Genomic DNA, 23768 nt, shown 5'->3' on the forward strand with positions numbered 1-23768 from the left:
GAGGTACGAGCGAGTTCAGTACATCATAATATAGCCGCGAATGAGCGGAGCGAATTCGTGTGCTATCTTAATTATATAAAGGGAAATAATCTCGATAAGGCGGCACATACCGCCTTATGTCATAAAACAAGTGCAATCGAACGAGCAAAGCCCGTCCTCTTGCACTTGTTTTACTCCCTTCGGTATTAATTTTGTCGTGTTTTTACCTATAGATCCTTTGGTAATTTTGCGACATTTTATTGGGGTACTGATGGTGATTTCCCATTTTGCAATTTTGAGTACTTAGCGTAGAAATGATCCCGTTTAGCCTGATCCATTTCCATATTGTTTATCTTACTCATCCATTTATCAAATTCCTCAATAGTTGGGTATTTCTCTTTTGTAATACGTTCCAAACGTTTTGCCTCTGCCCTTGAAAGAGTCAAAGGTACAAATTTATTTGCATCAGTACCATCAAGACCTATATCAATGTACTCAATGTTAGTACTTAACGATTGAGCTTGTTCTTTGTCAAATACATACACCTCAATCATGTTTGTACTAGCGTAATCACGAAGATTAGATCGGTTGATAAATTGATAAAGGTTTTCCCTCTCACGTGCCTGTACTACTTCATCACGAGTTAATGTGAACATTAGTTCTAATTGTTTAGTCTCGACAGGTGACGGCTTCATACTCGCAAGCCAGACGCATTTTGTGTAATTCTGAAATGTATTCATACCACGACTAACAGGATCAATATACTTACCATTTAGGATACCCTTACTGTCTGAATTAGTAGTATAGAAGTACTCAGATGCATTCAAGTTACTATTAATCCACTCAGCTACTTTTGCTAATGCATCTGGATTCTTATCTCTATAGGTACGTGTAAAACGTTCCTCACTGAAATAATACACCTTCAATCTATCACTTACAGGTACTGTACGCTCAAGCATTCCAGTTAGTTTTACTTCTTCAAATAGATTTGAATTACCCTTATAGATTAGACTCTCTTCAAATTTATTTGCCATGAACGTAATATCAAGATTTGAGTACTTTGCAATATCAACCCAAGCCAGAATTGTTAGTTGCTTACACTCATTTGAGTAAACATCCTGATTACTTACCTTACCAATCTTAGTAAAGAAATTACTATTCATCACGAAGTGGTCATAGTCTTGGATAAAACCAAATTTGGTACTCATTGCCTGTACTAAATCATCATTGAATTCCGTAACGGATTTTGCTGTTAGGTACTGATCGGATAATTCATCAAAATCCCGGAATAATTGACATTCAACTTCAAACTTCTTCTCACTATTAATTACATTGAACGTATGAAAACTCACTACATCATCCAAGTAGATTCGCCACTGACGAAGTAATGATAAATCAGTTATACGCATAAAAGCCTTGTCTGTAATGATTAGTACCCGGTGTGTAGGATTAAGTAGAAAGGTATGTAAATCCTTCTCTACGCTCTCGGTACAGCTTCGGGACGTTATCATCTTTGATACAATACCTAAGTCGTTATGTGTCTGTTCGACCAATTGTAATGTACCTTGTATGATGATATACCGATCATCAGTACGTTTTATTTGTTGTATTAGTGTATGTGTCTTACCACTGCCGCAATCTGAACTAATGTACTTTAATTTTTTATAAATAGTCATGTAATATCTCCATTTGCATTAAAATAGCCAGCCTTCCCGCTGGCTTTTTTATTATTTTGAATAGTTGTAAAGTACTGAACTTAACTTTGTGTAATTTGAGTATTGGTTAGATAAAGCTAAACACCTTTCTTTTCGTGCAAGTACATATTCTTCATGTGCTTCTTGCACTGTAGGATATGTACCTAATTTTATTATTACCCCATTGATAGAAATTTGAGCCTGATACCCTTTATGATTTTGTACAACTCCCTTCATTAAGGATGTGCTGAATTTTCGAAACAACTGATTTACTTCATTAGGTACAAACAAGCAGGTGTCTGGACTGTATATAGTACCTGATAGAAGGTCTTTATCTAATTGCCAGCCTATTTCATAGTTTGGCTCGAACCAAGCATAGAAATTACTAAATGCATACCATGCATTGCATATACTCACACTAGTGTAATTTTTGCTATGTTCAACTCTGTAATGCATATTCTGCCAATACCTGTATGCTTCTTTATATAGTTGGTATTGATTACGTGTATATTTTAAATCATTTATCTTTATCATTTTATATAATCCTTTATATTAAAGTACTTCAATCCTTGAAGTACTGATTACTTACTACCTAATATTGCGTACTGATCGATGAGATAGACCAATGCAGCACTTTGTGTTTTTGCCTTACCCTGTTGTACTATTTGTTGTAATGTTTTTAAATGTTGTTCATTGAGTCGAACATTGATTTGTTGATTTTTCATTGAGTTTCCCCTCTGCTATACATTTAATAAAAAAAACCGTCCAAAAAAGATCCCCAATGTCACGAGGGGATTCTTTTCTGGAGATTACTATTCTATTTATCAGATCAGTCTGACATTAAGAGTATAAGCCATAAATCATTTTTGTTTCAGGAATGATTTACTTCTTATTATCTTTATTTATTCTTTTTGTCATGCATGGGTATATAATCCGAAATATAAGTACTAAGATATAAAAAATCATTATTAATGGATACAGTAGAAAAATGTATAACAAACCGACTATAAATTCTTGTAATAAACACAACATGAATTAATCTCCATTTGAATTACATTGTATTTATCATCAAGTACAAAAAAGCCCCCATAATGGAGGCTAATTACTAATGATATGGTATAAAAAATTATGATTATGTCGCAACCGATAGTTAAGTAGTAAACTGAATAACGTCAATAATAAACCCCATATTAGTAGTGTTAACTATGCAAAATGTAAATCGTGGATAATTAGAAGTATGGAACCATAATGTTCAAGATAGCTTTCTCAACTTCATTAATTACTTCACCGTCAACTTTTCTATAACGAATACGCCAGTTATAATGATAAACGCCTCCAGATCTAATCGCAACAAAATGGGTATCTTCGTCGCCGGGTCTATCTGCCCCTTTCAGTAGACACATACCACGGCGGTTACAATCAACTGTATACTGCGTATTATCTACGACGAATTCATACATGAAGCCATCGGGATCATACGTTTTAGATGATTCGTAAAGTTGCCCTTGGGGGAATATAGCTCTCAGTACAATGTAAAGCTGGAGATTCGGGTCATCTTGATCGCCGTATGGTTGATTTTTAGTTATCATTTAGATCTCTTTGTTTATTGAATTTAGCCACATCATTTGATGTACATAGCTTTTAGGCATTAAATACTTTTATCCATACTTAATCTCACATAATAAAAACTGCTTCTTTAAATTGCTTAATCAAGTTATCGGATTTCTTCAATCCACTATCAGTACAATACTTGTCAAACATTCGCTGTGATATTGAATTAAGTGTACCGTTAGCATTTAAATAAAATTCTGAATCTTTATATCGAGCATTCAATGGATAGGCTTCACAATACTGGGTACTATATGCTCGCATGAAAGTATCAAGTACCATCATTTCCGGTTTTTCTATAATCAATTGTTTATATGCATCACTGTCTGTTAGCTTTTTAACTAGTTTCTTATGGGAAGTACTGTATTCAGCCCCATCAAAAACAACTAGAAATTTATCATTAGCAGATGGTACACCACCGAGATAACGAATAAACTCTTCAATATTGATACCTTTATTAATAAGTTCATTCTTGCATTCATTATATAAACCATTTTGTTCTTTAATTTTATTAATCTGCTCTTGAATAGCTTCTTGTTTTTTCAAGAGATCATTAATAGTTACCTTTTTATTTTTACTCATGACTGCCTCGCTTAATTATAAAATGACAATGAGCGGCCCGTCGATTAATTAATAATCTGATTGACGTTCAATTTAATTTTATCGCGTGTCGGGCTGATGGAAATATATTACCATTCTGAACGGCTTGCAGCAACAAATAAATGAGAAAATCTTAAAGTAATTGTTGACAAAACTCAAAATTAAAAATGTACTTTAAATTCCTTCTTAATAACTCTTTCCGCACGTTCTAATAGTTATTTTATTAGTACATTTAATTACTAGTATTTTTCCATTCAAATAATATTCCAGTACTTGATTTTAATATTATTGCTCTATTCTTGACGCTGGCGTTATCGCGATAAGTCGGCCCAAGAATCATCAAATAGACATAGAAAGTTCATTTATTGTACAGACAGGTTAAAACTCCTGCACATTAATTCAATATTCATGCATCTAATGTGCATCAAAATGCAATAATGGGGTGTGATTATTCATGGATCGTCTAAAACGCTCTGTATCGCATTTTAAGGCCACTAGGCTAAAGACGAACAATTACATTGGCAGGCGTAAAAAAACCTCACAGGAAGCGTTCTGCGAGGTCGAAATTTAAGAAGTACCGCGTTTTTATATATCAAAATTACAAAGTATCTTTGGGTAAAAGGTTAAGTACTTCATCTTTACTGATAATGTTTTCGCCTTGTATATATGTGTTGTTTTTTTGGTTATAAATTACAGTACCTTGTTTTGTTAAAAAGGTTACTTCATCTTCGCTGATATATACATTACCTATTACCTGACCATCTTTGGCATCAACGTTGAGCCATTGCAATTCCTTCCCAGAATAGTATTCAATTGATATTAGAATAGTATCAGAGTTAGTTCTAAAAGCTGCTATTCTCTTGATAACCTTTCGAAGATGAACATTGAACTCTTGCCTCATTGCAACATTCTTTCGGTCTAATAAACGATCAGTAATGTTCTGAGCAATAGCATTAACTTCATCTTTTATATTACTATTCTTCTTCAAATCATCAAGTCTATTTTCAAGTTCTCTAATCTTAATTTGCAGATTTTTTAATATGCGTCTATCGCTTGGATCGGGTATATCCTCTTGATCAATATCACTCCTAACTTCATCACGGTACTTTATAGTGTAAATTAGTTCATCATTGATCTTGTCAAATTCTTCATTTTGCACTGGTGCTATGATTACATCATTTAATTTTCGCAAATGATTTAGAAGTGCCACTTCGAGAAATTCATATTTAAAACCTCTGGCACTACATCTTTTATTTCCTGCTACAACATGTGAGCAACGGCAGTACCTATTTTTGTAATCTATCATAACGAATAGATGTGCCTCATTGCATATGCCACACATTAGCATGCCAGAAAAAAGATTATTAGCACTTCTCAATATAGTTTTACTGCGTCCTTTACTTTTTAATTTTTGCTCGGCAGTTTTGAATTCACTTTGTGAAATGATTTCAGGGTAAATAATCATTCCATCATATTCTTTTCGTATTTTCGACTGAGGTCTATATTTTCCGGTTACTCGTACATCCGTAAGAACGCGATGAATATTCCACCCTCCCCAAGTCTTACCATTGTATAGCCAACCCCTGGTATTCAGTTCATCACGTATAAACGCTTGTCCATAACCTTTATTGTACAATTCAAAGATTAATCGTATTGCTCTAGCATGTTCTTCAATAATATTGTACTCACCATTTGTAACTTTCAACCAGCCAGGGCAACGAGCAGTATGAGCTTCTTTATTCTTTATGAGACTATCAAATCTCTTATCCCAATTTTTCGTAGATAGCTTTTGTTTACGTAATGATTCTTTATGGCTACGTGTTAATCCTGCACTTATTAGATTCGTATCAGATAACTGATGATGTACTGTTTCCTGTTCTGCTTCGTGTATATCGCAACCGTTATTAATTAATTTCAAAAACAATTCAGTTGCAGTGTTTGGATTTACACGCGAAAATCTATCAATATTTTCAAGAACCAATACTGCATTTTTGATTCTTCCTTTTACAATATCATCTATGAATCCATGCAGTACTGAACCTGGTGCAATGTTCTTTCCTGAGAAACCAGAAACCCCCTCGGCGTTAAGAAAAACAACAGCACTGGTATCAAGTGTATATCCAAGTTTTGGTTCATCGTCATAGTTATTAATGTACTGCATTAGTAAGTTTTGTTGGCGGCTCATACCAAAACCACCCATTTCTGATTTCTGGCGACCTGAACTTACGCGACAGTAGCAATACACTTTTTTCGTTTTCATGTACCGGATCCTAAGTAAACTCATACTGTATAGTAGCATGATACATGGTGGTATAAGGACTAACAGGATGCAGCGCGATACCCGTCCCACAGAGTTAGGCGATTACCTCAAACACCGCCGTGCGCGGCTCGACCCGGATGCGCTTGGCTTTCATACCGGGCGTCGTCGAACACCCGGATTACGTCGTGAAGAGGTGGCGCATCTGGCCTGTATTAGCGCCACCTGGTATACCTGGCTGGAGCAAGGGCGCGGCGGCACCCCCTCAGCAGAAGTGCTGGAGCGCTTATGCCACGCTCTACAACTTAGCCCACCCGAACGTGAGCATGTCTTCCATCTGGCGCTCGGACGCGCCCCTGAGGTGCGTTATACCCCGTCGCTGGCCGTCACGGCACGGCTGCAAAAGGTGCTGGATTGTATGACGCTCAGCCCGGCGATGATCCGCACCGCGACATGGTGTGTACTGGCATGGAATCAGCCCGCTGCCGTCGTGCTGACCGATTATGCAAAGCTGCCCCATACCGAGCGCAATATTCTGCGGCGTATCTTTCTCGACCCACGGGTGCGTGAGGTTCAGGCAGACTGGGAAGGCCTGGCGCAGTCGCTGGTCGCCGCTTTTCGCGCGGATGCCACCCGCTCAGGCGCAACAGCAGAAGTGAAACCGCTTATTGATGAATTGATGGCCGCGTCGCCGCTGTTCGCCGAACTGTGGCGCAGCAATACCATCGACACGATGGGTGAAGGCACGAAAGTGCTGATTCATCGCGAGGCGGGGAGATTATCGCTGGAATATTCGAGTTTTGCCGTTGAAGGGCAGCCAGATCTGACGATGATCGTCTATAACCCGTCAACACCTGAGGATGCCCAAAAAATCAGTGCGTTACTTAGCGCAGCCGCCCGCGCGCCAGATTAAGCCGGGTATCGCTCATCTGCATTGCGTTCTGGCTGACATGGCAATGGGTGATAGCAATCGCCAGCGCATCGGCGGCGTCGGCCTGCGGGTTCGCCGGAAGTTTTAGCAAGGTGCGTACCATATGCTGAACCTGGCTTTTCTCGGCGCTGCCAATACCGACGACGGTTTGTTTGACCTGACGGGCCGCATATTCAAACACGGGCAGATCCTGGTTTACAGCAGCCACAATGGCCACACCGCGCGCCTGCCCAAGCTTGAGCGCAGAATCGGCGTTTTTTGCCATAAAGACTTGTTCAATCGCGAAGTAATCAGGCTGGAACTGGGTGATGATTTCCGTCACACCGGCATAAATTAATTTCAGGCGCGACGGTAAATCATCAACTTTGGTACGGATGCATCCGCTGCCCAGGTAGGTCAGTTGCCTGCCTACCTGGCGAATCACACCGTAACCGGTTACGCGTGAACCCGGGTCGATACCGAGAATGACAGACATCACGCGTCTCCGGTTATTGCGATAAGTTGCCTCATCACAGAGTAGCCGCAACCTCGTCAGAAATTTCACCGTTATGGTAAACTTCCTGCACATCGTCGCAATCTTCGAGCATGTCGATCAAACGCAGCAGTTTCGGTGCGGTTTCCGCATCCATATCCGCTTTGGTTGACGGGATCATGGAGACTTCGGCGTTGTCGGCTTTCAGGCCTGCCGCTTCCAGCGCATCGCGCACTGCGCCCATCTCTTCCCATGCGGTGTAGACGTCAATGGCACCGTCGTCGAAGGTCACAACATCTTCCGCGCCCGCTTCCAGCGCCGCTTCCATGATGGTGTCTTCGTCGCCTTTCTCGAAAGAGATCACGCCTTTCTTGCTGAACAGGTAAGAAACAGAACCGTCAGTGCCCAGGTTACCACCGGTTTTGGTGAAGGCATGGCGCACTTCGGCAACGGTACGGTTGCGGTTGTCAGACAGACATTCCACCATTACCGCTGTGCCGCCAGGACCGTAACCTTCATAAATGATGGTTTCCATGTTCGCGTCTTCATCACCGCCCACGCCACGTGCGATAGCACGGTTCAGGGTGTCACGGGTCATGTTGTTCGACAGCGCTTTATCCACTGCCGCACGCAGACGCGGGTTGGAACCGATATCGCCGCCGCCAAGGCGCGCTGCGGTAACCAGCTCACGAATAATTTTGGTAAAGATTTTACCGCGCTTGGCATCCTGTGCCGCTTTGCGGTGTTTGGTGTTGGCCCATTTACTGTGACCTGCCATAAGAAACTCTCCACTTAACCGTTGATTTATACGGCATGAATTACAAATTCTTCAATCGCCTGCCGGTTGCTCCATGACTTGGTTAACGCGGCCGCTTGCGGCGCATCAACCCAGCGGTAAGCCAGATGTTCAGTGAACACGACCGACCGTTCATGGGGTAGCGCAAGACAGAACCAGGATTCGGTATTGCGCACCACGCCAGGGGCATAGCGATGACGTAAATGTTCAAAAATTTCAAACTCCACCGTGCGCTGACAGTCAATTAAGGCCAGTTGCTCAGTCGCAATGTCAATGGCGACCTCTTCCTTTACTTCGCGCGCGGCGGCTTGCGATGCGGACTCTCCCTCTTCCAGACTGCCGGTAACCGACTGCCAGAAATCGGGATCGTCGCGTCGCTGCAACATCAGCACCCGCTTCGTGTCCTGGGCATAAATAACAACTAAGACAGAAACGGGATACTTGAATTGCATATTATTCGTTCTCCGAAATCTCTTTTGACGCTTTCGGAAGCACCTGAATACCCAGTTCCGCCAGAGAAGCCGGGTTAGCAAAGCTCGGTGCTTCGGTCATCAGGCAAGCAGCCGCAGTGGTTTTCGGGAAGGCGATAACGTCACGAATGTTGTCGGTGCCGGTCAGCAACATGGTCAGACGATCCAGACCAAATGCCAGGCCTGCGTGCGGCGGGGTACCGAATTTCAGCGCATCCAGCAGGAAGCCGAACTTCTCGCGCTGTTCCTGTTCAGTAATGCCCAGAATGCCGAACACGGTCTGCTGCATGTCACCACGGTGAATACGCACAGAACCACCGCCCACTTCGTAGCCGTTGATAACCATATCGTAAGCGTTCGCAACCGCCTCTTCCGGCGCGGCTTTCAGTTCATCCGCCGTCATGTCTTTCGGTGAGGTGAACGGATGGTGCATTGCGGTCAGGCCGCCTTCACCGTCGTCTTCAAACATCGGGAAGTCGATAACCCACAGCGGCGCCCATTTGTTTTCGTCGGTCAGGCTCAGGTCTTTACCGAGTTTCAGACGCAGCGCACCCAGCGCATCAGCTACCACTTTCTTGTTGTCAGCGCCGAAGAAAATCATGTCGCCGTCTTGTGCGCCAGTACGATCCAGGAGAGCTTCCACGATGTCCGCGGTCAGGAATTTCGCCACCGGACTGTTGATGCCTTCCATGCCTTTCGCACGTTCGGTCACTTTAATGTAAGCCAGGCCTTTCGCGCCGTAGATCTTCACAAAGTTGCCGTATTCATCAATCAGCTTACGGGTCAGAGAGGCACCGCCCGGCACGCGCAGCGCGGCAACGCGGCCCTTCGGATCGTTAGCCGGGCCAGAGAAGACTGCAAACTCAACGTTTTTCAGCAGATCGGCTACATCCACCAGCTCCATCGGGTTACGCAGGTCCGGTTTATCGGAACCGTAACGGCGCTCCGCTTCGGCGAAAGTCATGATCGGGAACTGGCCCAGATCGACGCCTTTAATGTCCAGCCACAGGTTGCGGATCAGCTCTTCCATCACTTCACGCACCTGCGGTGCGGTCATGAAGGAGGTTTCCACGTCGATCTGGGTGAATTCTGGCTGACGGTCAGCGCGCAGGTCCTCGTCACGGAAGCATTTCACAATCTGGTAGTAACGATCGAAGCCGGACATCATCAGAAGCTGTTTGAATAGCTGTGGAGACTGCGGCAGCGCGTAGAATTTGCCTTTATGTACGCGTGAAGGCACCAGATAGTCGCGCGCGCCTTCCGGCGTCGCTTTGGTCAGCATCGGGGTTTCGATATCAAGGAAACCGTGGTCATCCATAAAACGACGCACGAAGCTGGTAATTTTGGCGCGGGTTTTCAGGCGCTGGGCCATTTCCGGACGACGCAGGTCCAGATAGCGGTATTTCAGACGCGCTTCTTCGGTATTAACCTGATTGGAATCCAGCGGCAGCGGCTCAGAGCGGTTGATAATGGTCAGTTCGCTGGCAAACACTTCCACTTCGCCGGTCGCCATATCGCTGTTGACGTTTCTTTCGTCACGAGCACGCACGGTGCCAGTCACCACGATGCAGAACTCATTACGCAGTTCGGAAGCCAGTTTGAAGGCTTCGGCGTCCGGGTCGAAGAACACCTGAACGATGCCTTCACGATCACGCATATCAATAAAAATGAGGCTGCCGAGATCACGACGACGATTGACCCAACCACACAGAGTCACCTGCTGCCCCACGTGGGACTTACGCAACTGTCCGCAATATTCTGTACGCATGAGATATCCCTTAACTTTGCCGCAGGCTGATTGTTGCCTGCCGTGCAGGCGACGATGTCGCAGCTTTAGCTGAATGTCACAACTGGATGAAAAAAGGCGGCTATTATACTGGAAATAATGGCACACGATAAGCCCGATACCGCCTGTACGCGCGTTTGCTGCGCACGCTTAGTGCGTATTCTCACAAAAATTAACAAAATTTGTAAACCGGGTGCAGCAGGATACCGCGTAAGGTAAGTGCGACCTCATTCTTTTTTCAGGAGTTATCATGCTTGAACTTAATGCTGCCAACACCGCCCTGGTGGTTATCGATTTACAGGAAGGTATTCTGCCGTTTGCCGGTGGTCCGCACAGCGCTGAGGATGTGGTGAAACGTGCCGCGACGCTGGCTGAGGCGTTTCGCGCTAACAGTGCGCCGGTCATTCTGGTCCGCGTTGGCTGGTCTGCCGATTTTGCCGAAGCGTTAAAACAGCCGGTCGATGCGCAAACTGGCGGTCACGCGTTGCCGGAAAACTGGTGGACGTATCCGCTGAAGCTTGGCAAGAAAGAGAGCGACATTGAGGTCACTAAACGCCAGTGGGGCGCATTCTACGGTACCGATCTGGAGTTGCAGTTGCGCCGCCGCGGTATCGACACCATCGTGTTGTGCGGTATTTCCACCAACATCGGCGTGGAATCCACCGCCCGCAACGCCTGGGAACTGGGCTTTAACCTGGTGGTTGCGGAAGATGCCTGCTCCGCCGCCAGCAGCGAACAGCATCAGGGCAGCATGAAAAATATCTTCCCGCGAATTGGTCGCGTGCGCAGCACCGGGGAGATCCTGGCCGCGTTATGATTTACCTTGGCCTGCCGCAATGGTCGCACCCGAAATGGGTGCGCCTTGGCATCACCAGTCTTGAAGAGTATGCCCGCCACTTTAACTGCGTGGAGGGCAACACCACGCTCTATGCCCTGCCGAAAGCCGAAATTGTCCAGCGCTGGTACGATCAAACCCACGATGATTTTCGCTTTTGCTTTAAGTTTCCGGCGACCATTTCCCATCAGGCCTCGCTGCGCCAGTGCAGCGATTTGACGCAGGAATTTTTCACCCGTCTTGCGCCGCTGGAAACGCGTATCGGCCAGTACTGGTTACAACTGCCCGCCACGTTTGGTCCGCGCGATCTTCCGGCACTGTGGGCTTTCCTGGATGCGCTTCCGGCGGATTTCACCTACGGTGTTGAAGTGCGCCACCCGGAATTTTTTGCCAAAGGAGAGACGGAGTTGTCGCTTAACCGCGGTCTGCACCAGCGCGGCGTCAACCGGGTGATTCTGGATAGCCGCCCTATTCACAGCGCCATCCCCCACAGCGAAGCGGTGAGGGATGCGCAGCGCAAGAAGCCTAAGCTGCCGGTTCATGCCCTGGTGACCGCACAAAACCCATTGATCCGCTTTATCGGTAGTGACGATATGGAACAGAATCGTCAATTATTCAGCGTCTGGCTGGAGAAGCTGCCGCAATGGGAGAAGCAGAGCACGCCATATCTGTTTTTGCATACCCCTGATAACGGCCAGTCGCCGGAACTCGTGGATGTATTATGGAAAGATCTTCAGCAGGCGCTGCCCTCTATTGGCACTCCTCCGTCCATTCCTCAGCAATCTTCTCTTTTCTGAATGGATTACCTATCATTGTAAAGCCATCCGCGTATAAAGGGAGTTTGTATGGTAAGCGCGCTGTATGCCGTGCTGGGTGCGTTACTGCTCATTAAGTTTTCATTTGATGTTGTGCGTCTGCGCATGCAATACCGCGTCAGCTATGGCGACGGTGGGTTCAGCGAGTTGCAAAGCGCCATCCGTATTCACGGCAACGCGGTGGAATACATTCCGCTGGCGTTGGTGCTGTTGTTATTTATGGAGATGAACGGCGCTGAAACCTGGATGGTTCACGTGTGCGGCATTCTACTTATTGCCGGACGTTTAATGCATTACTACGGGCTTCATCACCGACAGCTAAGCTGGCGTCGTTCCGGAATGAGCGCGACCTGGAGTTCGCTGCTACTGATGGTGGTCGCAAACCTGTGGTATATGCCGTGGGAGTTGGTTTTCTCCCTGCGTTAGCGCACAATACGCCACTTTGTTTTCCCGGATGTTTACATTATGTCTAACCGCGACATGCTTTTTTCCGCGCCTATCGCCAGCCTGGGCGACTGGACCTTTGATGAACGGGTTGCCGAAGTCTTCCCGGATATGATCCAGCGCTCCGTCCCGGGTTACTCCAATATTATCTCGATGATCGGCATGCTGGCGGAGCGTTTCGTTCAGCCACAGACGCAGATTTACGACCTGGGCTGCTCTTTAGGCGCCGCGACGCTTTCCGTGCGCCGTAATATTCACCACGACGGCTGCAAAATCATTGCCGTTGATAACTCGCCGGCAATGGTTGAACGCTGCCGCCGTCATATTGATGCCTATAAAGCGCCTACGCCGGTCGAGGTTATTGAAGGCGATATTCGCGATATCACCATTGAAAACGCCTCAATGGTGGTGCTGAATTTTACCCTGCAGTTCCTTGTGCCAGAAGAACGTCAGGCGCTGCTGGATAAGATTTATCAGGGGTTAAATCCCGGCGGCGCGCTGGTGCTGTCCGAGAAATTCAGTTTTGAAGATGCCAACGTCGGCGAGTTGTTATTCAACATGCACCACGACTTTAAACGTGCCAATGGCTACAGCGAGCTGGAAATCAGCCAGAAACGCAGCATGCTGGAAAATGTCATGCTGACGGATTCGGTCGAAAAGCATAAATCCCGCCTGCAACAGGCCGGGTTTGAACATAGCGAAGTCTGGTTCCAGTGTTTTAACTTTGGTTCGCTGATTGCCCTGAAAGCGGGTGACCAGGCATGATCACCTTCGAGCGTTTTTATCAGCAAATCGCCGTCAGCCCCCTGTCTCACTGGTTAGAAACCCTGCCGGCGCAGATTGCCGCCTGGCAACGTGACCAGCTTCATGGTCAGTTCAAACAGTGGACCAATGCGGTGAATTTTTTACCCGAACTGACGCCTTCGCATCTCGACTTGCTTAATAGCGTCACCGCCGAAAGCGAAACGCCATTAAGCCCAGGGCAACTGACGCGCATGGAGACCCTGCTGCGCAATCTAATGCCGTGGCGCAAAGGGCCTTACTCTCTTTATGGCATCAATATCGACACGGAATGGCGTTCCGACTGGAAATGGGATCGCGTGCTGCCGCACCTGTCTGACTTGCAGGGCCGGACTATTCTCGATGTAGGCTGTGGCAGTGGTTATCACATGTGGCGCATGATTGGCGCGGGGGCAAAGCTGGCCGTGGGCATCGACCCGACGCAACTGTTCCTGTGTCAGTTTGAAGCAGTGCGTAAGCTGTTGGGGGATGATCGTCGCGCCCATTTATTGCCGCTGGGTATTGAGCAGCTTCCGGCGCTGAATGCCTTCGATACCGTCTTTTCAATGGGCGTACTGTATCACCGTCGCTCACCGCTGGAGCACCTGTGGCAGTTGAAAGATCAACTGGTGAAAGACGGTGAACTGGTACTGGAAACGCTGGTTGTCGACGGTGATGAGCATACCGTTCTGGTGCCGGGTGATCGCTATGCCCAGATGCGTAACGTCTATTTTATTCCCTCGGCGGCGGCGCTGAAAAACTGGCTTGAGAAGTGCGGCTTTGTTGATGTCCGTATCGCCGATGTCTGCGCGACCACCACCGGGGAGCAGCGCGGTACGTCATGGATGGTGACCGAGTCGCTGGCAGATTTCCTCGACCCAAATGACAACACGAAGACCATTGAAGGCTACCCGGCCCCGGTGCGTGCGGTGTTAATTGCACGTAAACCGTGATGAGTGACGAAGCCCTTTTGCCAAAATAGTTTGGTTTGCAGCAAGGCGGCGACGCAGCGCATCCCCGGGAGCGTAGATAACTATGTGACCAGGGTGAGCGAGGAAAGCCAACGCCGTTGCAGGCCGAAATATGCAGGCGAAAGATAATAAATATCCTCCGGCATAGCCGGAGGTTTTTCAGATGCGCCTGTAAGGCTCTGTTACCAGCCGCGCCCTAACAGGCGCATACGATCTGACATTTGCATCAAACTTCCTTACTTACGGCCCGTAAACGGGCTGCCCGGATAAGGGATCGACAACTGCTCACCCATTTTATCCTCTTCAAGCTGGTGCTTTATGTATTCCTGTATCTTCGCTGTGTTCTTCCCTACCGTATCCACGTAGTATCCCCGACACCAGAACTCCCTGTTCCTGTATTTGAATTTCAGATCTCCAAACTGCTCATAAAGCATCAGACTGCTTTTCCCTTTCAGATATCCCATAAAGCCGGATACGCTCATTTTGGGCGGGATTTCCACAAGCATATGGATATGATCTGCACAGCATTCAGCTTCCAGGATCCGTACGTTTTTCCACTCACACAGCTTTCTTAAAATGCTGCCTATCGCCAGACGTTTCTCTCCGTAGAACGCCTGTCTTCGGTATTTCGGCGCAAAAACTATGTGATATTTACAGTTCCATCGGGTGTGCGCTAAGCTCTTTTCGTCCCCCATCGGGACCCCCTTTTGATTTCTTGTTGAACTTTTGCAGTTGCCAGACCGCAAGCTGTTTTAACAAATCAAAAGGGGTTTTAATAACTGGCTTAAAGCTGAAAGCTTTCCGGAACCCCCAGCCTAGCTGGGGGTTTTCTATAGATAAAAAAAGGCCCCTGTTAAATGCAGGGGCCTGGTACGAGCAAGCATCATATTGGGCGACATGATGCGCGGTAAAAACCGGTTATGGGCGATGCTGAACAATCATTGTCTTCATCACCGCCACTGCCTCGCCGTCCACACCATAACGCGAATACTCATCCGCGGCAGCGTCCGACGACATGGATAATCCTGTATTGCGATAACGCATGGGCGATGGTGTCCAGATACCCGCTGAGCTGTGAACTTCTTTCACGCCTGCGTCAAGAAAACGCATCAGGTTCGCTGCACGGACACCCGCGCCAGCCATAATGATTGGAACACCTGAATGGGTATTTAGTTCCATAATTAATGAAAGACCTTTTTCTGCGCTCGCCTGTTGACCTGACGTCAGGATGCGGGCAACCCCTAAATCTCTCAATTTTTCAGCGGCTTCACGCGGTTTTGCACACATATCAAAAGCGCGATGAAAAGTGACCGCCATCCCCCCTGCCGCCTCAATAATTTGTTGCATACGCGGCATATCGACATTGCCGTCCTCATCCAGCACGCCGGTTACCATTCCCGGAAAACCCAGTTCGCGGATGGACTGGATATCCTCCAGCATGGCGGCGAATTCATCGTCGCTGTAGCAAAAATCGCCCCCGCGCGGGCGCACTATCGGGTGCACAGGGATGGTGACCCGCTGACGGGCGGCTTTAAGCGTCCCGAGGGAGGGGGTAAGCCCACCTTCTTTCGGCGCGGCGCACAGCTCAATGCGGTCCGCCCCGTTTTGCTGCGCGATCTCCGCACAGGTTGCGCTATAGCAACATATTTCCAGTAACGTCATCTCTTCTCCCTTTAAGATGCAGCATGCTCAGCATGGCATTATTTGACAACCCGTGTGCTGAGCGCCCTCACACAGTGAGATTCTATTGCTCGCTGGCGACTATCTCTTCTATCGACCAGGGGTGAAATTTGATGGTGACTTTACCATCGGTCACGGCAAGCGTGGGGTTCGGCAGGCGCTCTCGTTCACCTTTTGGCGAACTGGTCTTCACAAAAATGCCTGGCTGGCTCAACCCCTCATCCGAAAGCAGCGCCAGTGCGCGGGCATTGAGCGTTTCCGGCTCACCCGGCAGTACAATTTCGATATGCTCCCACCCCTCGTGCGGGTAACGTTTTTCCCCCGGCCACGGCAGTTCGACCACGCTAAATGCCCAGTGCGCGACCTGCACCGGTTGCGATAACCTGAACAGACAGATGGGTCGGCCATTAATAAGGGTTTCTGAAAGCAGCTCACCGCACTGTTCAAAGCCGCGACGCCAGCGCTCAGCCGTCGCGTTCTGATGACAGCGCAAGGAGATATGGTCAGCATTGAGGTCACGGATATCCAGCCCCAGGCGGGTGACAAGGTGTGTCAGATCCTCAATGAAACGCGGGAGATCTGCAGCGATATCCTGCAGCTCGTCAATATGTTGCCAGCCAGCCATTGTTTATTCCCATGCGATGAATTCGGGCGATACTTTACCCTGTTCTGCGCACGTCACCAACTCAGGTTATGCAGTGACGTCGCCCGCGTCTGACGTCACTGCCACCCGGTTATTTGAGGTTCAGGCGAAGCCCCAGGTCGTTGGGATAGGGGTTGAAATAGTTTTGTGCCAGCAGATAATGGTCAGGGTATTCGCCAAGGTAATGTTTGAGCAACGTTAAGGGGGCAAGTATCGGCAGCAACCCGGCGCGATAGTGAAGAATCACCTCCCGAAGCTCACCGCGCTGACGAGGCGTAAGTTTGCCGTGAAAGTACCCCTGAATGTGCATCAATACGTTAGTGTGATTCTTGCGGGAGGCCGGGTGTTTGAGGATCGCCATCAGCTTTTCCCGGTAAGCCTCGAAAAACGCCTCCAGGTTGTCCCACTGGGAAAGTGACGCGACAAACGGCCCGATCTCCCGGTATCCCGCCTGATGATGTGCCAGCAACTGAAGTTTGTAGCGGCTGTGAAAATCAAGCAGGCTGTGACGGGTCAGACCACGTGCCCGCAGGGTATTGAGCTCATACAACGCGAATACGCGCTCCACAAAGTTCTCGCGCAATACCGGGTCGTGCAGGCGACCGTCTTCTTCCACCGGCAGCCACGGGTACGCCGAGAGTAGCGCGCCGGTGAAACGCCCCACCCCCTCTTTACGCCCTCGCCCGCCTTTTTCATCATACAGTCGCACGCGTTCCATTCCGCAACTCGGTGATTTCGCACAGACGATAAAACCGGCCAGTTCGGCAACGCGGGGCAGATACGCCGTGGTGAAGTCATCTATTTTCTGGGTCATATCCTCATTCGGCGCCTGGCTAAAGCGCATCCGGGTCTCGCCACTGGCGGTCTGAACCAGACGCAACGCCGGGCGGGGTACGGGCAGCCCCATAGCCATCTCCGGGCAGACAGGGCTAAAGGTCACCCACTGGGCAAGTTCGTCCATCACAAACCCCATGCGCTTATGTCCGCCATCGAAACGCACGGCCGAGCCGGTCAAACAGCCGCTGATACCAATCGTCGGTTGAGTTTTCATACCCCTCTCCTTTTTATTGTGTTTTTCGGGTGAAAAAGAGCGTGACCGTTGCAACGGTAATGCCGAATTTCTTCATGGCGGTTTTGTTGAAAAGGTGTGTATCGTCCTGCAGATACAGCCAGTCATCAAAGTGTAGCAGCCAGGTTTTCCCGTCAGCCGTCACGTTCATGCTGTAACGCCAGTTAAAGGCATTGCCTGCCGCCTGACCCCGTGCAACACCGTCGATATCGCCGGCAGTCCCTTCATAGCGGCCGTTACCGGTACGCCGGATATGCCACACCCGTTGCTGTTTTTCGCCATCGTCGTACACAAAATGTTCGTTGAGTGTCAGCGTGTCCCCCACCACGTCGCCCTCTATCTCAACGTGGAAGCGGCGCAATTGTTTACCACTATAGTCCTGCACCATGCCCCAGGCTTCGGTCTTGCCCTGAAAATAGTGAAATATATCGAGTGGCGGCTGCTGGCGTTGATAGTCATTTATTTCGCTACTGCAGCCCGTTAGCATTAAGAGAAGTGTCAGTCCAAGTGCCAGAATGCGTTTCATTGTTCACCTCCAATGAGCTGCTGACGCAGCCTGGGGTATTGCGTATGGGGATCGAGCCAGATGGCCAGAAAGCTGATGCTGAACGCCAGGGATTGCGGTGGCCCCAGCGGGGTAAAGGCTTTTTGCGCCGCCGAAGCGCGATACCAGAACTGCCCTTGTTTATCGTGCAGAACAAACGCCAGTTGCGTGCCCGAACGGACATCCGGCCAGAGCGTTGCCAGGGTGCGTAGCCAGGCCTGACTCTGCGCTTCGCGCGTCAGAATGCCCAGCGCCTGCCACTGTTCGCGAGTCGCATCGACCAGTTCATCACGCGTGATGTCCCGCGCGTAGGTAATGATTAACGCCTGGTCCTGATCCGCTGCGATATAACGCCCCTGCGGCGTGCGCAGTTGCGAGGTATAGACGGTAAAGGGCCCCCAGGTTAACGTTGCGTCACCGGTTTTGCGCCAGTTTAGCCAGTCAGAGGCGCTGGCTAAGGGAGCAGCGGCTATCAGTAATAACAGCGCAAAGCGCAGCGCTTTCATTGCCGCCTCCCCATCAATAAATGGAAAAAAAGCGCCAGAACCAGCCATCCGAGTCCGAGCCAGCTCAGCACGATAAAGTTCGGTTGCAGGAATGTAATCGCCCCCAGCCGTTCACCGACATAGTAAGCAACAGGCCCGCCCAGCGTCGCCAGCAGCGCCAGCGTCCAGCCCGGCAAGGCACTGGTGTGGGTGAGTCGGGTCCAGACGACGGCAAACATCAGCCACAGCGCCACCATCCATAATGGCAGCACGCCATCTCCGCTAAAGCGGATCAATCCGGTAAGCGCCCAGAGGGCATCCAGCGAGCTGCCAGCCACAGCCAGCGCCAGGGCATATATGCGCAGCGCTGGCGCAAGCATAACGCAGGCAAGCATCGCCAGTGCGAGCCAGACGATAATGCCGCGCTCACGAAACAGCACCACCAGCGTCCAGTAAAGATCGAACGCCACGGCCATGATGAAAACCTGCAGATGGCGGTTCATACACGTTCCGCGGTCAGTTGCACCACGCTGATGGTGCGTGCATTGAAACCCGCTTCGCAGTAGCCAAAATAGTAAAGCCACATGCGGCGAAAACGCTCATCAAACCCCAGCTTTTCAATCTCTTGCCAGGCCTGAACAAAACGCTGACGCCAGTGCGCGAGAGTGCGGGCATAATCCGGCCCCATATCGAACACATTGCGCACCACAAAATCGGTGTGGCGGGTCATCAGGTTGTTCATTGCGGTTATGCTCGGCAAGAAACCGCCGGGAAAGATGTAACGCTGGATAAAATCGACGCTTTTGCTGTAATCGTTGTAGCGCTGATCCTGAATGGTAATGGCCTGAATTGCCATCTTCCCACCTGCGCGCAGGCGCGCCTGACAGGTTCGAAAGAAGGTCGGAAGATAGCGTTTTCCTACCGCTTCAATCATCTCAATCGAAACCAGTTTGTCGAACTGTCCGGTCAGATCGCGATAGTCGCACAGCAATACCTGAACCTTATCCTGCAAGCCTGCATGGAGAATACGCGCCTGAGCCCACGTGTACTGCTCGCGTGATAGCGTGGTGGTGGTCACCCGACAGCCGTAATGACGTGCGGCATACTCCGCCATGGCCCCCCATCCGGTGCCGATCTCCAGCAGGTGATCGTCCGGCGTCAGCGCCAGTTGTTCGCACAATCGCGCCATTTTTGCCTGCTGCGCACTGGCGAGATCCTGATCGGGCGCGGTGAACAGCGCGCTGGAGTAGAGCAACTGTTCATCCAGAAAATGGGCGTAAAAAAGATTCCCCAGGTCATAGTGCGCGGCGATGTTTTCCCGCGCCTGCAAACGGTCGTTACGTCGTGTCCAGTGGCGTAGCCGTTCAATTGGACGCCCGAGCAGGCGAAAGCCGCTTTCCAGTTTTCCTAAAACCTGGCTGTTGAGCGCTAAAATCTGCAACAGCGGGGTAAGCTGATGCGTCTCCCACTCGCCATCCATCCAGGCTTCCGCCGCCGCAAGGCTACCGCCAGTCAGTAAACGCCAGTAAACGACCGGGGAAAGGATCTGCACTTCTGCGCACAACGCGGCGGCAGTGTCGCCAAAATGGTAAGTTTGCCCACCCTCGCGAAGCGTGAGAGATCCCACGCGTAAACCGTTCAGAAGGCGAAAGAGCAACCAGCGCGCGACACGAGCATTACGCGGCATATCGGGTTCAAGCGCAAAGACGGGATCGGTCATGAGCGTTCACTCCTGCTGACGGGATGGTTATAAAGAGGTACGCGCTTAAGCCACAGACGCAGCGCCTGCCAATAAATGGCCATCACGGTCTTGAGCGTCATGAGCGGAATACGCAACAGCAAGGAGGTGAGTGCAGCGCGCGTTAAGGGGCGCCGGGTCAGGCGCAACGTGGCGTCGAAGACCTTCGCCTCCTGATGGTTTTCGATATGCATATGCAACGTTTTTCCAGGACGGTTAAAGCGCCAGTGATAGACCATATCCATCGGATTAAACGGAGAAACGTGGAACGCTTTTTCCAGCGGGCGGGCATTCTGTCCGTCAACGGCATAGTAATGTCGTTCATTCCAGGGCGTATTGCGCACCTCGGCCAGCACCCAACTCAGAACGTCTTGCTGGTCGTAGCAGTAATAGAAATTGACCGGGTTAAAATGAAAGCCGAAATAGCGCAGTTGAGTGAGCAACATCACCCGCCCCTGCGGACGCTCGCCGGTCAGATTTTCCAGCCGTTCGAGAACTTTCGCCTTAAGCGGCGATCCCAGCGGATAATCCTCGTCATAAAAGGCGGCGGCAGCAAAACGGTTACGACGAATGCCTGACATCGGGAGTGCGTCCAGCTCATCCAGGTCGAGCCAGGCCATAAATACGCGATAGTTGAAATGGTGCTCACGGGGCAGAAGACGCCGATGGCGTAAAACGCCTTCATAAAGACAACTGTTCATGTTACTGGCCCTCCCCATGCGCGATGCCCTGCACCACATCGAGCGCGCTGCGAACACCATCCTCATGAAAGCCGTTATACCAGTAAGCGCCGCAGAACCAGCTACGCTGACGGCCATTAATCTCACCGCGCCGCGCCTGTGCCTGCCAGCTTTGTGGGTTAAACAGCGGGTGCTCATAAACAAAGCGTTTCCAGACGTAGAGCTCATCAACGGGCCTGTCCGGGTTCAACGTTACGCAGAATAAAGGCGCTTCCTTTGGCAGCCCTTGCAGGATATTCATGTTGTAGGTCACGCACGCGCTGGCCTGATCCTGCTCACTCAGGCGGTAGTTCCAGCTTGCCCAGGCACGCTCACGTTCCGGGAGCCAGCGTCGGTCACTGTGCAAGACCACCTCGTTACGCTGCCAGCCGATACCGCCGAGAATCTCTGTTTCCGCAACCGTGGGATCCGCCAGCATCGCCAGCGCCTGTGCGGAGTGGCAGGCAAAAATAACGTGGTCAAACGTAGAGGTCGCATCGGCAAGTTGGATTTCCACCCCCTTATCGTAGCGGGTAACGCTCTGCACCGGCGTATTGAGATGCAGCGTCAGGCGGTCGCCGAGTTTGGCGAGCATGGCGCGGATATACTCACGCGAACCGCCGGGTACCACATACCACTGCGGGCGATGGGTCACATCCAGCAGTCCATGATTCTCAAAGAAGCGCAAAAACAGCGGCAACGGGAAACGCCGCATCTCTTGCAGGGACGATGACCAGATGGCCGCCCCCATCGGCAGAATGTAATGGCGGGCAAAAAAGGCGCTGAACCGGTGCTCGTCGAGAAAGCTTTGCAGTGTGGCTTTCTCATCTACCTTGCCCGCGAGAGCCTGTTTTGCCTGGCGGTTAAAACGCACGATATCGCTGAGCAGATGCCAGAAAGATGGGTTAATGAGATTTCCGCGCTGGGCAAACAGCGAAGCAAGGGTGTGACCATTATACTCCAGCCCACTTTGCGGATTGTGGACGGAAAAACTCATTTGCGTCTTCTGCCCGGCAATACCCAGTTCGCTGAGCAGCCCCATAAAACGCGGATAGGTGCGATCGTTGTAGACGATAAAACCGGTATCAATGGCCCATGTCCCCTGTGGCGTGGCGACATCCACTGTAGCCGTATGCCCGCCGGGCGTGGCTTGTGCTTCAAATAGCGTCACCTTGTGATGACCGGCCAGCCGCCATGCACAGGTCAGCCCGGCAATGCCGCTACCAATAATTGCAATGTTCATGGCCGTACCATCCTGCGTAAGAATGCCCGCTGCACAACGGCGGGAAGAGAGGAGAGCGCGCGCAACAGCAACCCAAAAGCGCCCGGAAATACGATATGTGTTTTGCCCTTTGCGAGACCGCGACGAATCGCCGTTACCGCCTGCCTGACGCTCACCTGACCAGGCATAGAAAAGTCGTTTTTACGGGTCAGCGGGGTGTCGACAAAGCCCGGCGAGACCACGGTGACAGCGATCCCTTTTGGCTCCCAGTCCAGGCGCAAACTGTCAGCAAACCAACTGAGCGCAGCTTTTGACGCGCCATAGGCTTCGGCGCGGGGAAATGGCAGCCAGTGCGCCATCGAACTGACCAGCACAACGCGACTTCCGGGTTTAAGCTGTGTCTGGAGCGCGGCAAGACAGTTCACCGGGCCAAGAAAATTGGTTTTCATCACCCGTTCGACAAGAGCGGCATCCACCACCCCATGATCCAGATATTCGCAGGTGCCCGCACAGAGAATAACCAGATCGGCATGACAATCGGCCAGCGCCTGGCGACTAGCGTCCCTGCCTGTCATATCGAAAAGACGCACGCTAATGTTGGGGCTGAATTGTTGTAATGCCTCAAGACGCGATGGATCGCGCCCGCAGGCAATGACGAGGTAGCCATCGGCGGCGAAGGATTTAGCAAGCCCCTCGCCAATACCCGAACTGGCACCCGTGATAAGCACCGTTTTCATGTGCGAACCCTCTTTTTCACACCGCGGACCGCCCAGCCCAGTACGGGAAGATGCTCATACAGCATCTCCCCGGCGTCGTAATAATCACGCTGATGTAAGACATGCTCCCCCTGCACTTCCACGACCGAGCAGCCTGGCAGCGTGAGGGGTTCGTTGCCACGGATATGCGGATGCGACCAGTGCATGGTCCAGGTCACCGCAAAACGCTGACCATCACAAAGCGGGGGATCAATAGCGAAACGGCACTGTTCAACATTTGCCAGTAGATGAGTGAAGTAACGATGGATAGCAACGAATCCGTGATGCTCGCCAAACGGATCCTGCAACACAGCATCGGGATGATAGAGCGCGCTCAGCGCCGACGGCGGCTGGCTGTCCAGTTCAGCGTAGTAATGAACAAACCGATCAATGACGGACTGCATGGTGCTCATGGGTCTTACCCTTTCCGTTGACAAAACGCGGCTATCGCCTGATCTAAAACTTACACAATTAA

General features: G+C 49.9%; 28 protein-coding genes. 6 read left to right on the forward strand and 22 right to left on the reverse strand.

From position 1 onward, the window contains the following. Positions 1-236: 236 nt before the first annotated feature. From ACS0RQ_RS16840 to ACS0RQ_RS16865, 6 genes are all read right to left on the reverse strand, one after another. Complete coding sequence (locus tag ACS0RQ_RS16840) at positions 237-1655, reverse strand: hypothetical protein (protein ID WP_334634733.1); 1419 nt, start codon at positions 1653-1655, stop codon at positions 237-239. 51 nt (positions 1656-1706) lie between these two features. Continuing rightward, the gene (locus tag ACS0RQ_RS16845) at positions 1707-2207 is read right to left on the reverse strand and encodes a hypothetical protein (RefSeq protein WP_334634734.1); all 501 of its coding nucleotides are present in this window, start codon (positions 2205-2207) and stop codon (positions 1707-1709) included. A 47-nt stretch (positions 2208-2254) separates the two neighbouring features. Next, a complete protein-coding gene (locus tag ACS0RQ_RS16850; protein ID WP_334634735.1) occupies positions 2255-2398 on the reverse strand; it encodes a hypothetical protein in 144 nt (47 codons plus the stop codon). A gap of 504 nt (positions 2399-2902) precedes the next feature. Beyond that, the gene (locus ACS0RQ_RS16855) at positions 2903-3262 is read right to left on the reverse strand and encodes a hypothetical protein (RefSeq protein ID WP_334634736.1); all 360 of its coding nucleotides are present in this window, start codon (positions 3260-3262) and stop codon (positions 2903-2905) included. An 85-nt stretch (positions 3263-3347) separates the two neighbouring features. Beyond that, complete coding sequence (locus tag ACS0RQ_RS16860; RefSeq protein WP_334634737.1) at positions 3348-3863, reverse strand: hypothetical protein; 516 nt, start codon at positions 3861-3863, stop codon at positions 3348-3350. 616 nt (positions 3864-4479) lie between these two features. Next, complete coding sequence (locus ACS0RQ_RS16865; protein ID WP_334634738.1) at positions 4480-6141, reverse strand: recombinase family protein; 1662 nt, start codon at positions 6139-6141, stop codon at positions 4480-4482. Between the two features lie 67 nt (positions 6142-6208). Between ACS0RQ_RS16865 and ACS0RQ_RS16870 the strand changes: the two genes are divergently transcribed. Further along, a complete protein-coding gene (locus tag ACS0RQ_RS16870) occupies positions 6209-7051 on the forward strand; it encodes a helix-turn-helix transcriptional regulator (protein ID WP_107222996.1) in 843 nt (280 codons plus the stop codon). Here ACS0RQ_RS16870 and ruvC read toward each other — a convergent pair. Genes ruvC through aspS form a run of 4 tightly spaced genes read right to left on the reverse strand, consistent with a single transcriptional unit; the run spans position 7023 to position 10575 of the window. Further along, entirely contained in the window at positions 7023-7544 is a 522-nt protein-coding gene (gene ruvC, locus ACS0RQ_RS16875; RefSeq protein ID WP_039078721.1) for a crossover junction endodeoxyribonuclease RuvC, read from the reverse strand. The two genes, ACS0RQ_RS16870 and ruvC, sit on opposite strands and share 29 nt — an antisense overlap. Positions 7545-7578: 34 nt before the next feature. Next, a complete protein-coding gene (locus ACS0RQ_RS16880; protein WP_047370910.1) occupies positions 7579-8319 on the reverse strand; it encodes a YebC/PmpR family DNA-binding transcriptional regulator in 741 nt (246 codons plus the stop codon). 26 nt (positions 8320-8345) lie between these two features. After that, entirely contained in the window at positions 8346-8789 is a 444-nt protein-coding gene (gene nudB, locus ACS0RQ_RS16885; RefSeq protein WP_039078719.1) for a dihydroneopterin triphosphate diphosphatase, read from the reverse strand. 1 nt (position 8790) lies between these two features. Continuing rightward, entirely contained in the window at positions 8791-10575 is a 1785-nt protein-coding gene (gene aspS, locus ACS0RQ_RS16890) for an aspartate--tRNA ligase (protein WP_039078718.1), read from the reverse strand. 268 nt (positions 10576-10843) lie between these two features. Between aspS and ACS0RQ_RS16895 the strand changes: the two genes are divergently transcribed. Genes ACS0RQ_RS16895 through cmoB form a run of 5 tightly spaced genes read left to right on the forward strand, consistent with a single transcriptional unit; the run spans position 10844 to position 14420 of the window. Further along, entirely contained in the window at positions 10844-11410 is a 567-nt protein-coding gene (locus ACS0RQ_RS16895; RefSeq protein WP_039078717.1) for a hydrolase, read from the forward strand. Further along, the gene (locus ACS0RQ_RS16900; RefSeq protein WP_039078716.1) at positions 11407-12225 is read left to right on the forward strand and encodes a DUF72 domain-containing protein; all 819 of its coding nucleotides are present in this window, start codon (positions 11407-11409) and stop codon (positions 12223-12225) included. The genes ACS0RQ_RS16895 and ACS0RQ_RS16900 overlap by 4 nt, the downstream gene beginning before the upstream one ends. 48 nt (positions 12226-12273) lie before the next feature. Further along, positions 12274-12669, forward strand: a complete 396-nt coding sequence (locus ACS0RQ_RS16905) for an MAPEG family protein (RefSeq protein WP_039078715.1) — start codon at positions 12274-12276, stop codon at positions 12667-12669. Positions 12670-12708: 39 nt separating this feature from the next. Beyond that, complete coding sequence (gene cmoA, locus ACS0RQ_RS16910; RefSeq protein ID WP_271850983.1) at positions 12709-13452, forward strand: carboxy-S-adenosyl-L-methionine synthase CmoA; 744 nt, start codon at positions 12709-12711, stop codon at positions 13450-13452. Then, positions 13449-14420, forward strand: a complete 972-nt coding sequence (gene cmoB / locus ACS0RQ_RS16915) for a tRNA 5-methoxyuridine(34)/uridine 5-oxyacetic acid(34) synthase CmoB (RefSeq protein ID WP_271850984.1) — start codon at positions 13449-13451, stop codon at positions 14418-14420. The genes cmoA and cmoB overlap by 4 nt, the downstream gene beginning before the upstream one ends. Positions 14421-14674: 254 nt before the next feature. Here the strand turns inward: cmoB and tnpA are convergent, their stop codons facing one another. The 12 genes from tnpA to ACS0RQ_RS16975 form a co-directional block, all read right to left on the reverse strand. Beyond that, positions 14675-15133 carry an IS200/IS605 family transposase gene (gene tnpA / locus ACS0RQ_RS16920; protein ID WP_038918153.1) on the reverse strand — a complete coding sequence of 153 codons (459 nt, stop codon included), beginning with the start codon at positions 15131-15133 and terminating at the stop codon, positions 14675-14677. A 223-nt stretch (positions 15134-15356) separates the two neighbouring features. Further along, positions 15357-16100 (reverse strand): copper homeostasis protein CutC, encoded by a 744-nt coding sequence (gene cutC / locus ACS0RQ_RS16925; protein WP_271850904.1) that lies wholly within the window; start codon positions 16098-16100, stop codon positions 15357-15359. An 82-nt stretch (positions 16101-16182) separates the two neighbouring features. Further along, positions 16183-16743, reverse strand: coding sequence for a VOC family protein (locus tag ACS0RQ_RS16930; protein WP_271850903.1), 561 nt, complete (start codon positions 16741-16743; stop codon positions 16183-16185). Positions 16744-16852: 109 nt separating this feature from the next. Further along, positions 16853-17812 carry a YbgA family protein gene (locus ACS0RQ_RS16935; protein ID WP_271850902.1) on the reverse strand — a complete coding sequence of 320 codons (960 nt, stop codon included), beginning with the start codon at positions 17810-17812 and terminating at the stop codon, positions 16853-16855. Between the two features lie 13 nt (positions 17813-17825). Continuing rightward, positions 17826-18356: a DUF3833 domain-containing protein gene (locus ACS0RQ_RS16940; protein ID WP_107223001.1), complete on the reverse strand. Its 531-nt coding sequence runs from the start codon at positions 18354-18356 to the stop codon at positions 17826-17828. Next, positions 18353-18871: a hypothetical protein gene (locus tag ACS0RQ_RS16945; RefSeq protein WP_039078780.1), complete on the reverse strand. Its 519-nt coding sequence runs from the start codon at positions 18869-18871 to the stop codon at positions 18353-18355. The genes ACS0RQ_RS16940 and ACS0RQ_RS16945 overlap by 4 nt, the downstream gene beginning before the upstream one ends. Before the next feature lie 5 nt (positions 18872-18876). After that, a complete protein-coding gene (locus ACS0RQ_RS16950; protein ID WP_271850901.1) occupies positions 18877-19362 on the reverse strand; it encodes a DUF2878 domain-containing protein in 486 nt (161 codons plus the stop codon). Next, the gene (locus ACS0RQ_RS16955) at positions 19359-20579 is read right to left on the reverse strand and encodes an SAM-dependent methyltransferase (RefSeq protein ID WP_271850900.1); all 1221 of its coding nucleotides are present in this window, start codon (positions 20577-20579) and stop codon (positions 19359-19361) included. The genes ACS0RQ_RS16950 and ACS0RQ_RS16955 overlap by 4 nt, the downstream gene beginning before the upstream one ends. Continuing rightward, positions 20576-21298, reverse strand: a complete 723-nt coding sequence (locus tag ACS0RQ_RS16960; protein ID WP_271850899.1) for a DUF1365 domain-containing protein — start codon at positions 21296-21298, stop codon at positions 20576-20578. Before ACS0RQ_RS16960 ends, ACS0RQ_RS16955 begins: the two co-directional genes overlap by 4 nt. Before the next feature lies 1 nt (position 21299). Further along, positions 21300-22559, reverse strand: coding sequence for an NAD(P)/FAD-dependent oxidoreductase (locus ACS0RQ_RS16965; protein ID WP_334633688.1), 1260 nt, complete (start codon positions 22557-22559; stop codon positions 21300-21302). After that, positions 22556-23275, reverse strand: a complete 720-nt coding sequence (locus tag ACS0RQ_RS16970) for an SDR family NAD(P)-dependent oxidoreductase (protein ID WP_271850897.1) — start codon at positions 23273-23275, stop codon at positions 22556-22558. The genes ACS0RQ_RS16965 and ACS0RQ_RS16970 overlap by 4 nt, the downstream gene beginning before the upstream one ends. Beyond that, complete coding sequence (locus ACS0RQ_RS16975) at positions 23272-23706, reverse strand: nuclear transport factor 2 family protein (RefSeq protein WP_271850896.1); 435 nt, start codon at positions 23704-23706, stop codon at positions 23272-23274. Before ACS0RQ_RS16975 ends, ACS0RQ_RS16970 begins: the two co-directional genes overlap by 4 nt. Positions 23707-23768: the final 62 nt, after the last annotated feature.

The organism is Phytobacter diazotrophicus (assembly GCF_052061655.1).
Lineage (GTDB): Bacteria > Pseudomonadota > Gammaproteobacteria > Enterobacterales > Enterobacteriaceae > Phytobacter > Phytobacter diazotrophicus.

Bases quoted from the DNA above. Each gene is read 5' to 3' on its own strand.
- nudB (WP_039078719.1), bottom strand. From the start codon at position 8,789: ATGCAATTCAAGTATCCCGTTTCTGTCTTAGTTGTTATTTATGCCCAG.
- ACS0RQ_RS16975 (WP_271850896.1), bottom strand. From the start codon at position 23,706: ATGAGCACCATGCAGTCCGTCATTGATCGGTTTGTTCATTACTACGCT.
- ACS0RQ_RS16970 (WP_271850897.1), bottom strand. From the start codon at position 23,275: ATGAAAACGGTGCTTATCACGGGTGCCAGTTCGGGTATTGGCGAGGGG.
- ACS0RQ_RS16935 (WP_271850902.1), bottom strand. From the start codon at position 17,812: ATGAAAACTCAACCGACGATTGGTATCAGCGGCTGTTTGACCGGCTCG.
- ACS0RQ_RS16895 (WP_039078717.1), top strand. From the start codon at position 10,844: ATGCTTGAACTTAATGCTGCCAACACCGCCCTGGTGGTTATCGATTTA.
- ACS0RQ_RS16950 (WP_271850901.1), bottom strand. From the start codon at position 19,362: ATGAACCGCCATCTGCAGGTTTTCATCATGGCCGTGGCGTTCGATCTT.
- ACS0RQ_RS16860 (WP_334634737.1), bottom strand. From the start codon at position 3,863: ATGAGTAAAAATAAAAAGGTAACTATTAATGATCTCTTGAAAAAACAA.
- cutC (WP_271850904.1), bottom strand. From the start codon at position 16,100: ATGACGTTACTGGAAATATGTTGCTATAGCGCAACCTGTGCGGAGATC.
- tnpA (WP_038918153.1), bottom strand. From the start codon at position 15,133: ATGGGGGACGAAAAGAGCTTAGCGCACACCCGATGGAACTGTAAATAT.
- ruvC (WP_039078721.1), bottom strand. From the start codon at position 7,544: ATGTCTGTCATTCTCGGTATCGACCCGGGTTCACGCGTAACCGGTTAC.
- ACS0RQ_RS16940 (WP_107223001.1), bottom strand. From the start codon at position 18,356: ATGAAACGCATTCTGGCACTTGGACTGACACTTCTCTTAATGCTAACG.
- ACS0RQ_RS16870 (WP_107222996.1), top strand. From the start codon at position 6,209: ATGCAGCGCGATACCCGTCCCACAGAGTTAGGCGATTACCTCAAACAC.
- aspS (WP_039078718.1), bottom strand. From the start codon at position 10,575: ATGCGTACAGAATATTGCGGACAGTTGCGTAAGTCCCACGTGGGGCAG.
- ACS0RQ_RS16850 (WP_334634735.1), bottom strand. From the start codon at position 2,398: ATGAAAAATCAACAAATCAATGTTCGACTCAATGAACAACATTTAAAA.
- ACS0RQ_RS16900 (WP_039078716.1), top strand. From the start codon at position 11,407: ATGATTTACCTTGGCCTGCCGCAATGGTCGCACCCGAAATGGGTGCGC.
- cmoB (WP_271850984.1), top strand. From the start codon at position 13,449: ATGATCACCTTCGAGCGTTTTTATCAGCAAATCGCCGTCAGCCCCCTG.
- ACS0RQ_RS16865 (WP_334634738.1), bottom strand. From the start codon at position 6,141: ATGAAAACGAAAAAAGTGTATTGCTACTGTCGCGTAAGTTCAGGTCGC.
- cmoA (WP_271850983.1), top strand. From the start codon at position 12,709: ATGTCTAACCGCGACATGCTTTTTTCCGCGCCTATCGCCAGCCTGGGC.
- ACS0RQ_RS16880 (WP_047370910.1), bottom strand. From the start codon at position 8,319: ATGGCAGGTCACAGTAAATGGGCCAACACCAAACACCGCAAAGCGGCA.
- ACS0RQ_RS16840 (WP_334634733.1), bottom strand. From the start codon at position 1,655: ATGACTATTTATAAAAAATTAAAGTACATTAGTTCAGATTGCGGCAGT.
- ACS0RQ_RS16930 (WP_271850903.1), bottom strand. From the start codon at position 16,743: ATGGCTGGCTGGCAACATATTGACGAGCTGCAGGATATCGCTGCAGAT.
- ACS0RQ_RS16845 (WP_334634734.1), bottom strand. From the start codon at position 2,207: ATGATAAAGATAAATGATTTAAAATATACACGTAATCAATACCAACTA.
- ACS0RQ_RS16960 (WP_271850899.1), bottom strand. From the start codon at position 21,298: ATGAACAGTTGTCTTTATGAAGGCGTTTTACGCCATCGGCGTCTTCTG.
- ACS0RQ_RS16855 (WP_334634736.1), bottom strand. From the start codon at position 3,262: ATGATAACTAAAAATCAACCATACGGCGATCAAGATGACCCGAATCTC.
- ACS0RQ_RS16955 (WP_271850900.1), bottom strand. From the start codon at position 20,579: ATGACCGATCCCGTCTTTGCGCTTGAACCCGATATGCCGCGTAATGCT.
- ACS0RQ_RS16965 (WP_334633688.1), bottom strand. From the start codon at position 22,559: ATGAACATTGCAATTATTGGTAGCGGCATTGCCGGGCTGACCTGTGCA.
- ACS0RQ_RS16905 (WP_039078715.1), top strand. From the start codon at position 12,274: ATGGTAAGCGCGCTGTATGCCGTGCTGGGTGCGTTACTGCTCATTAAG.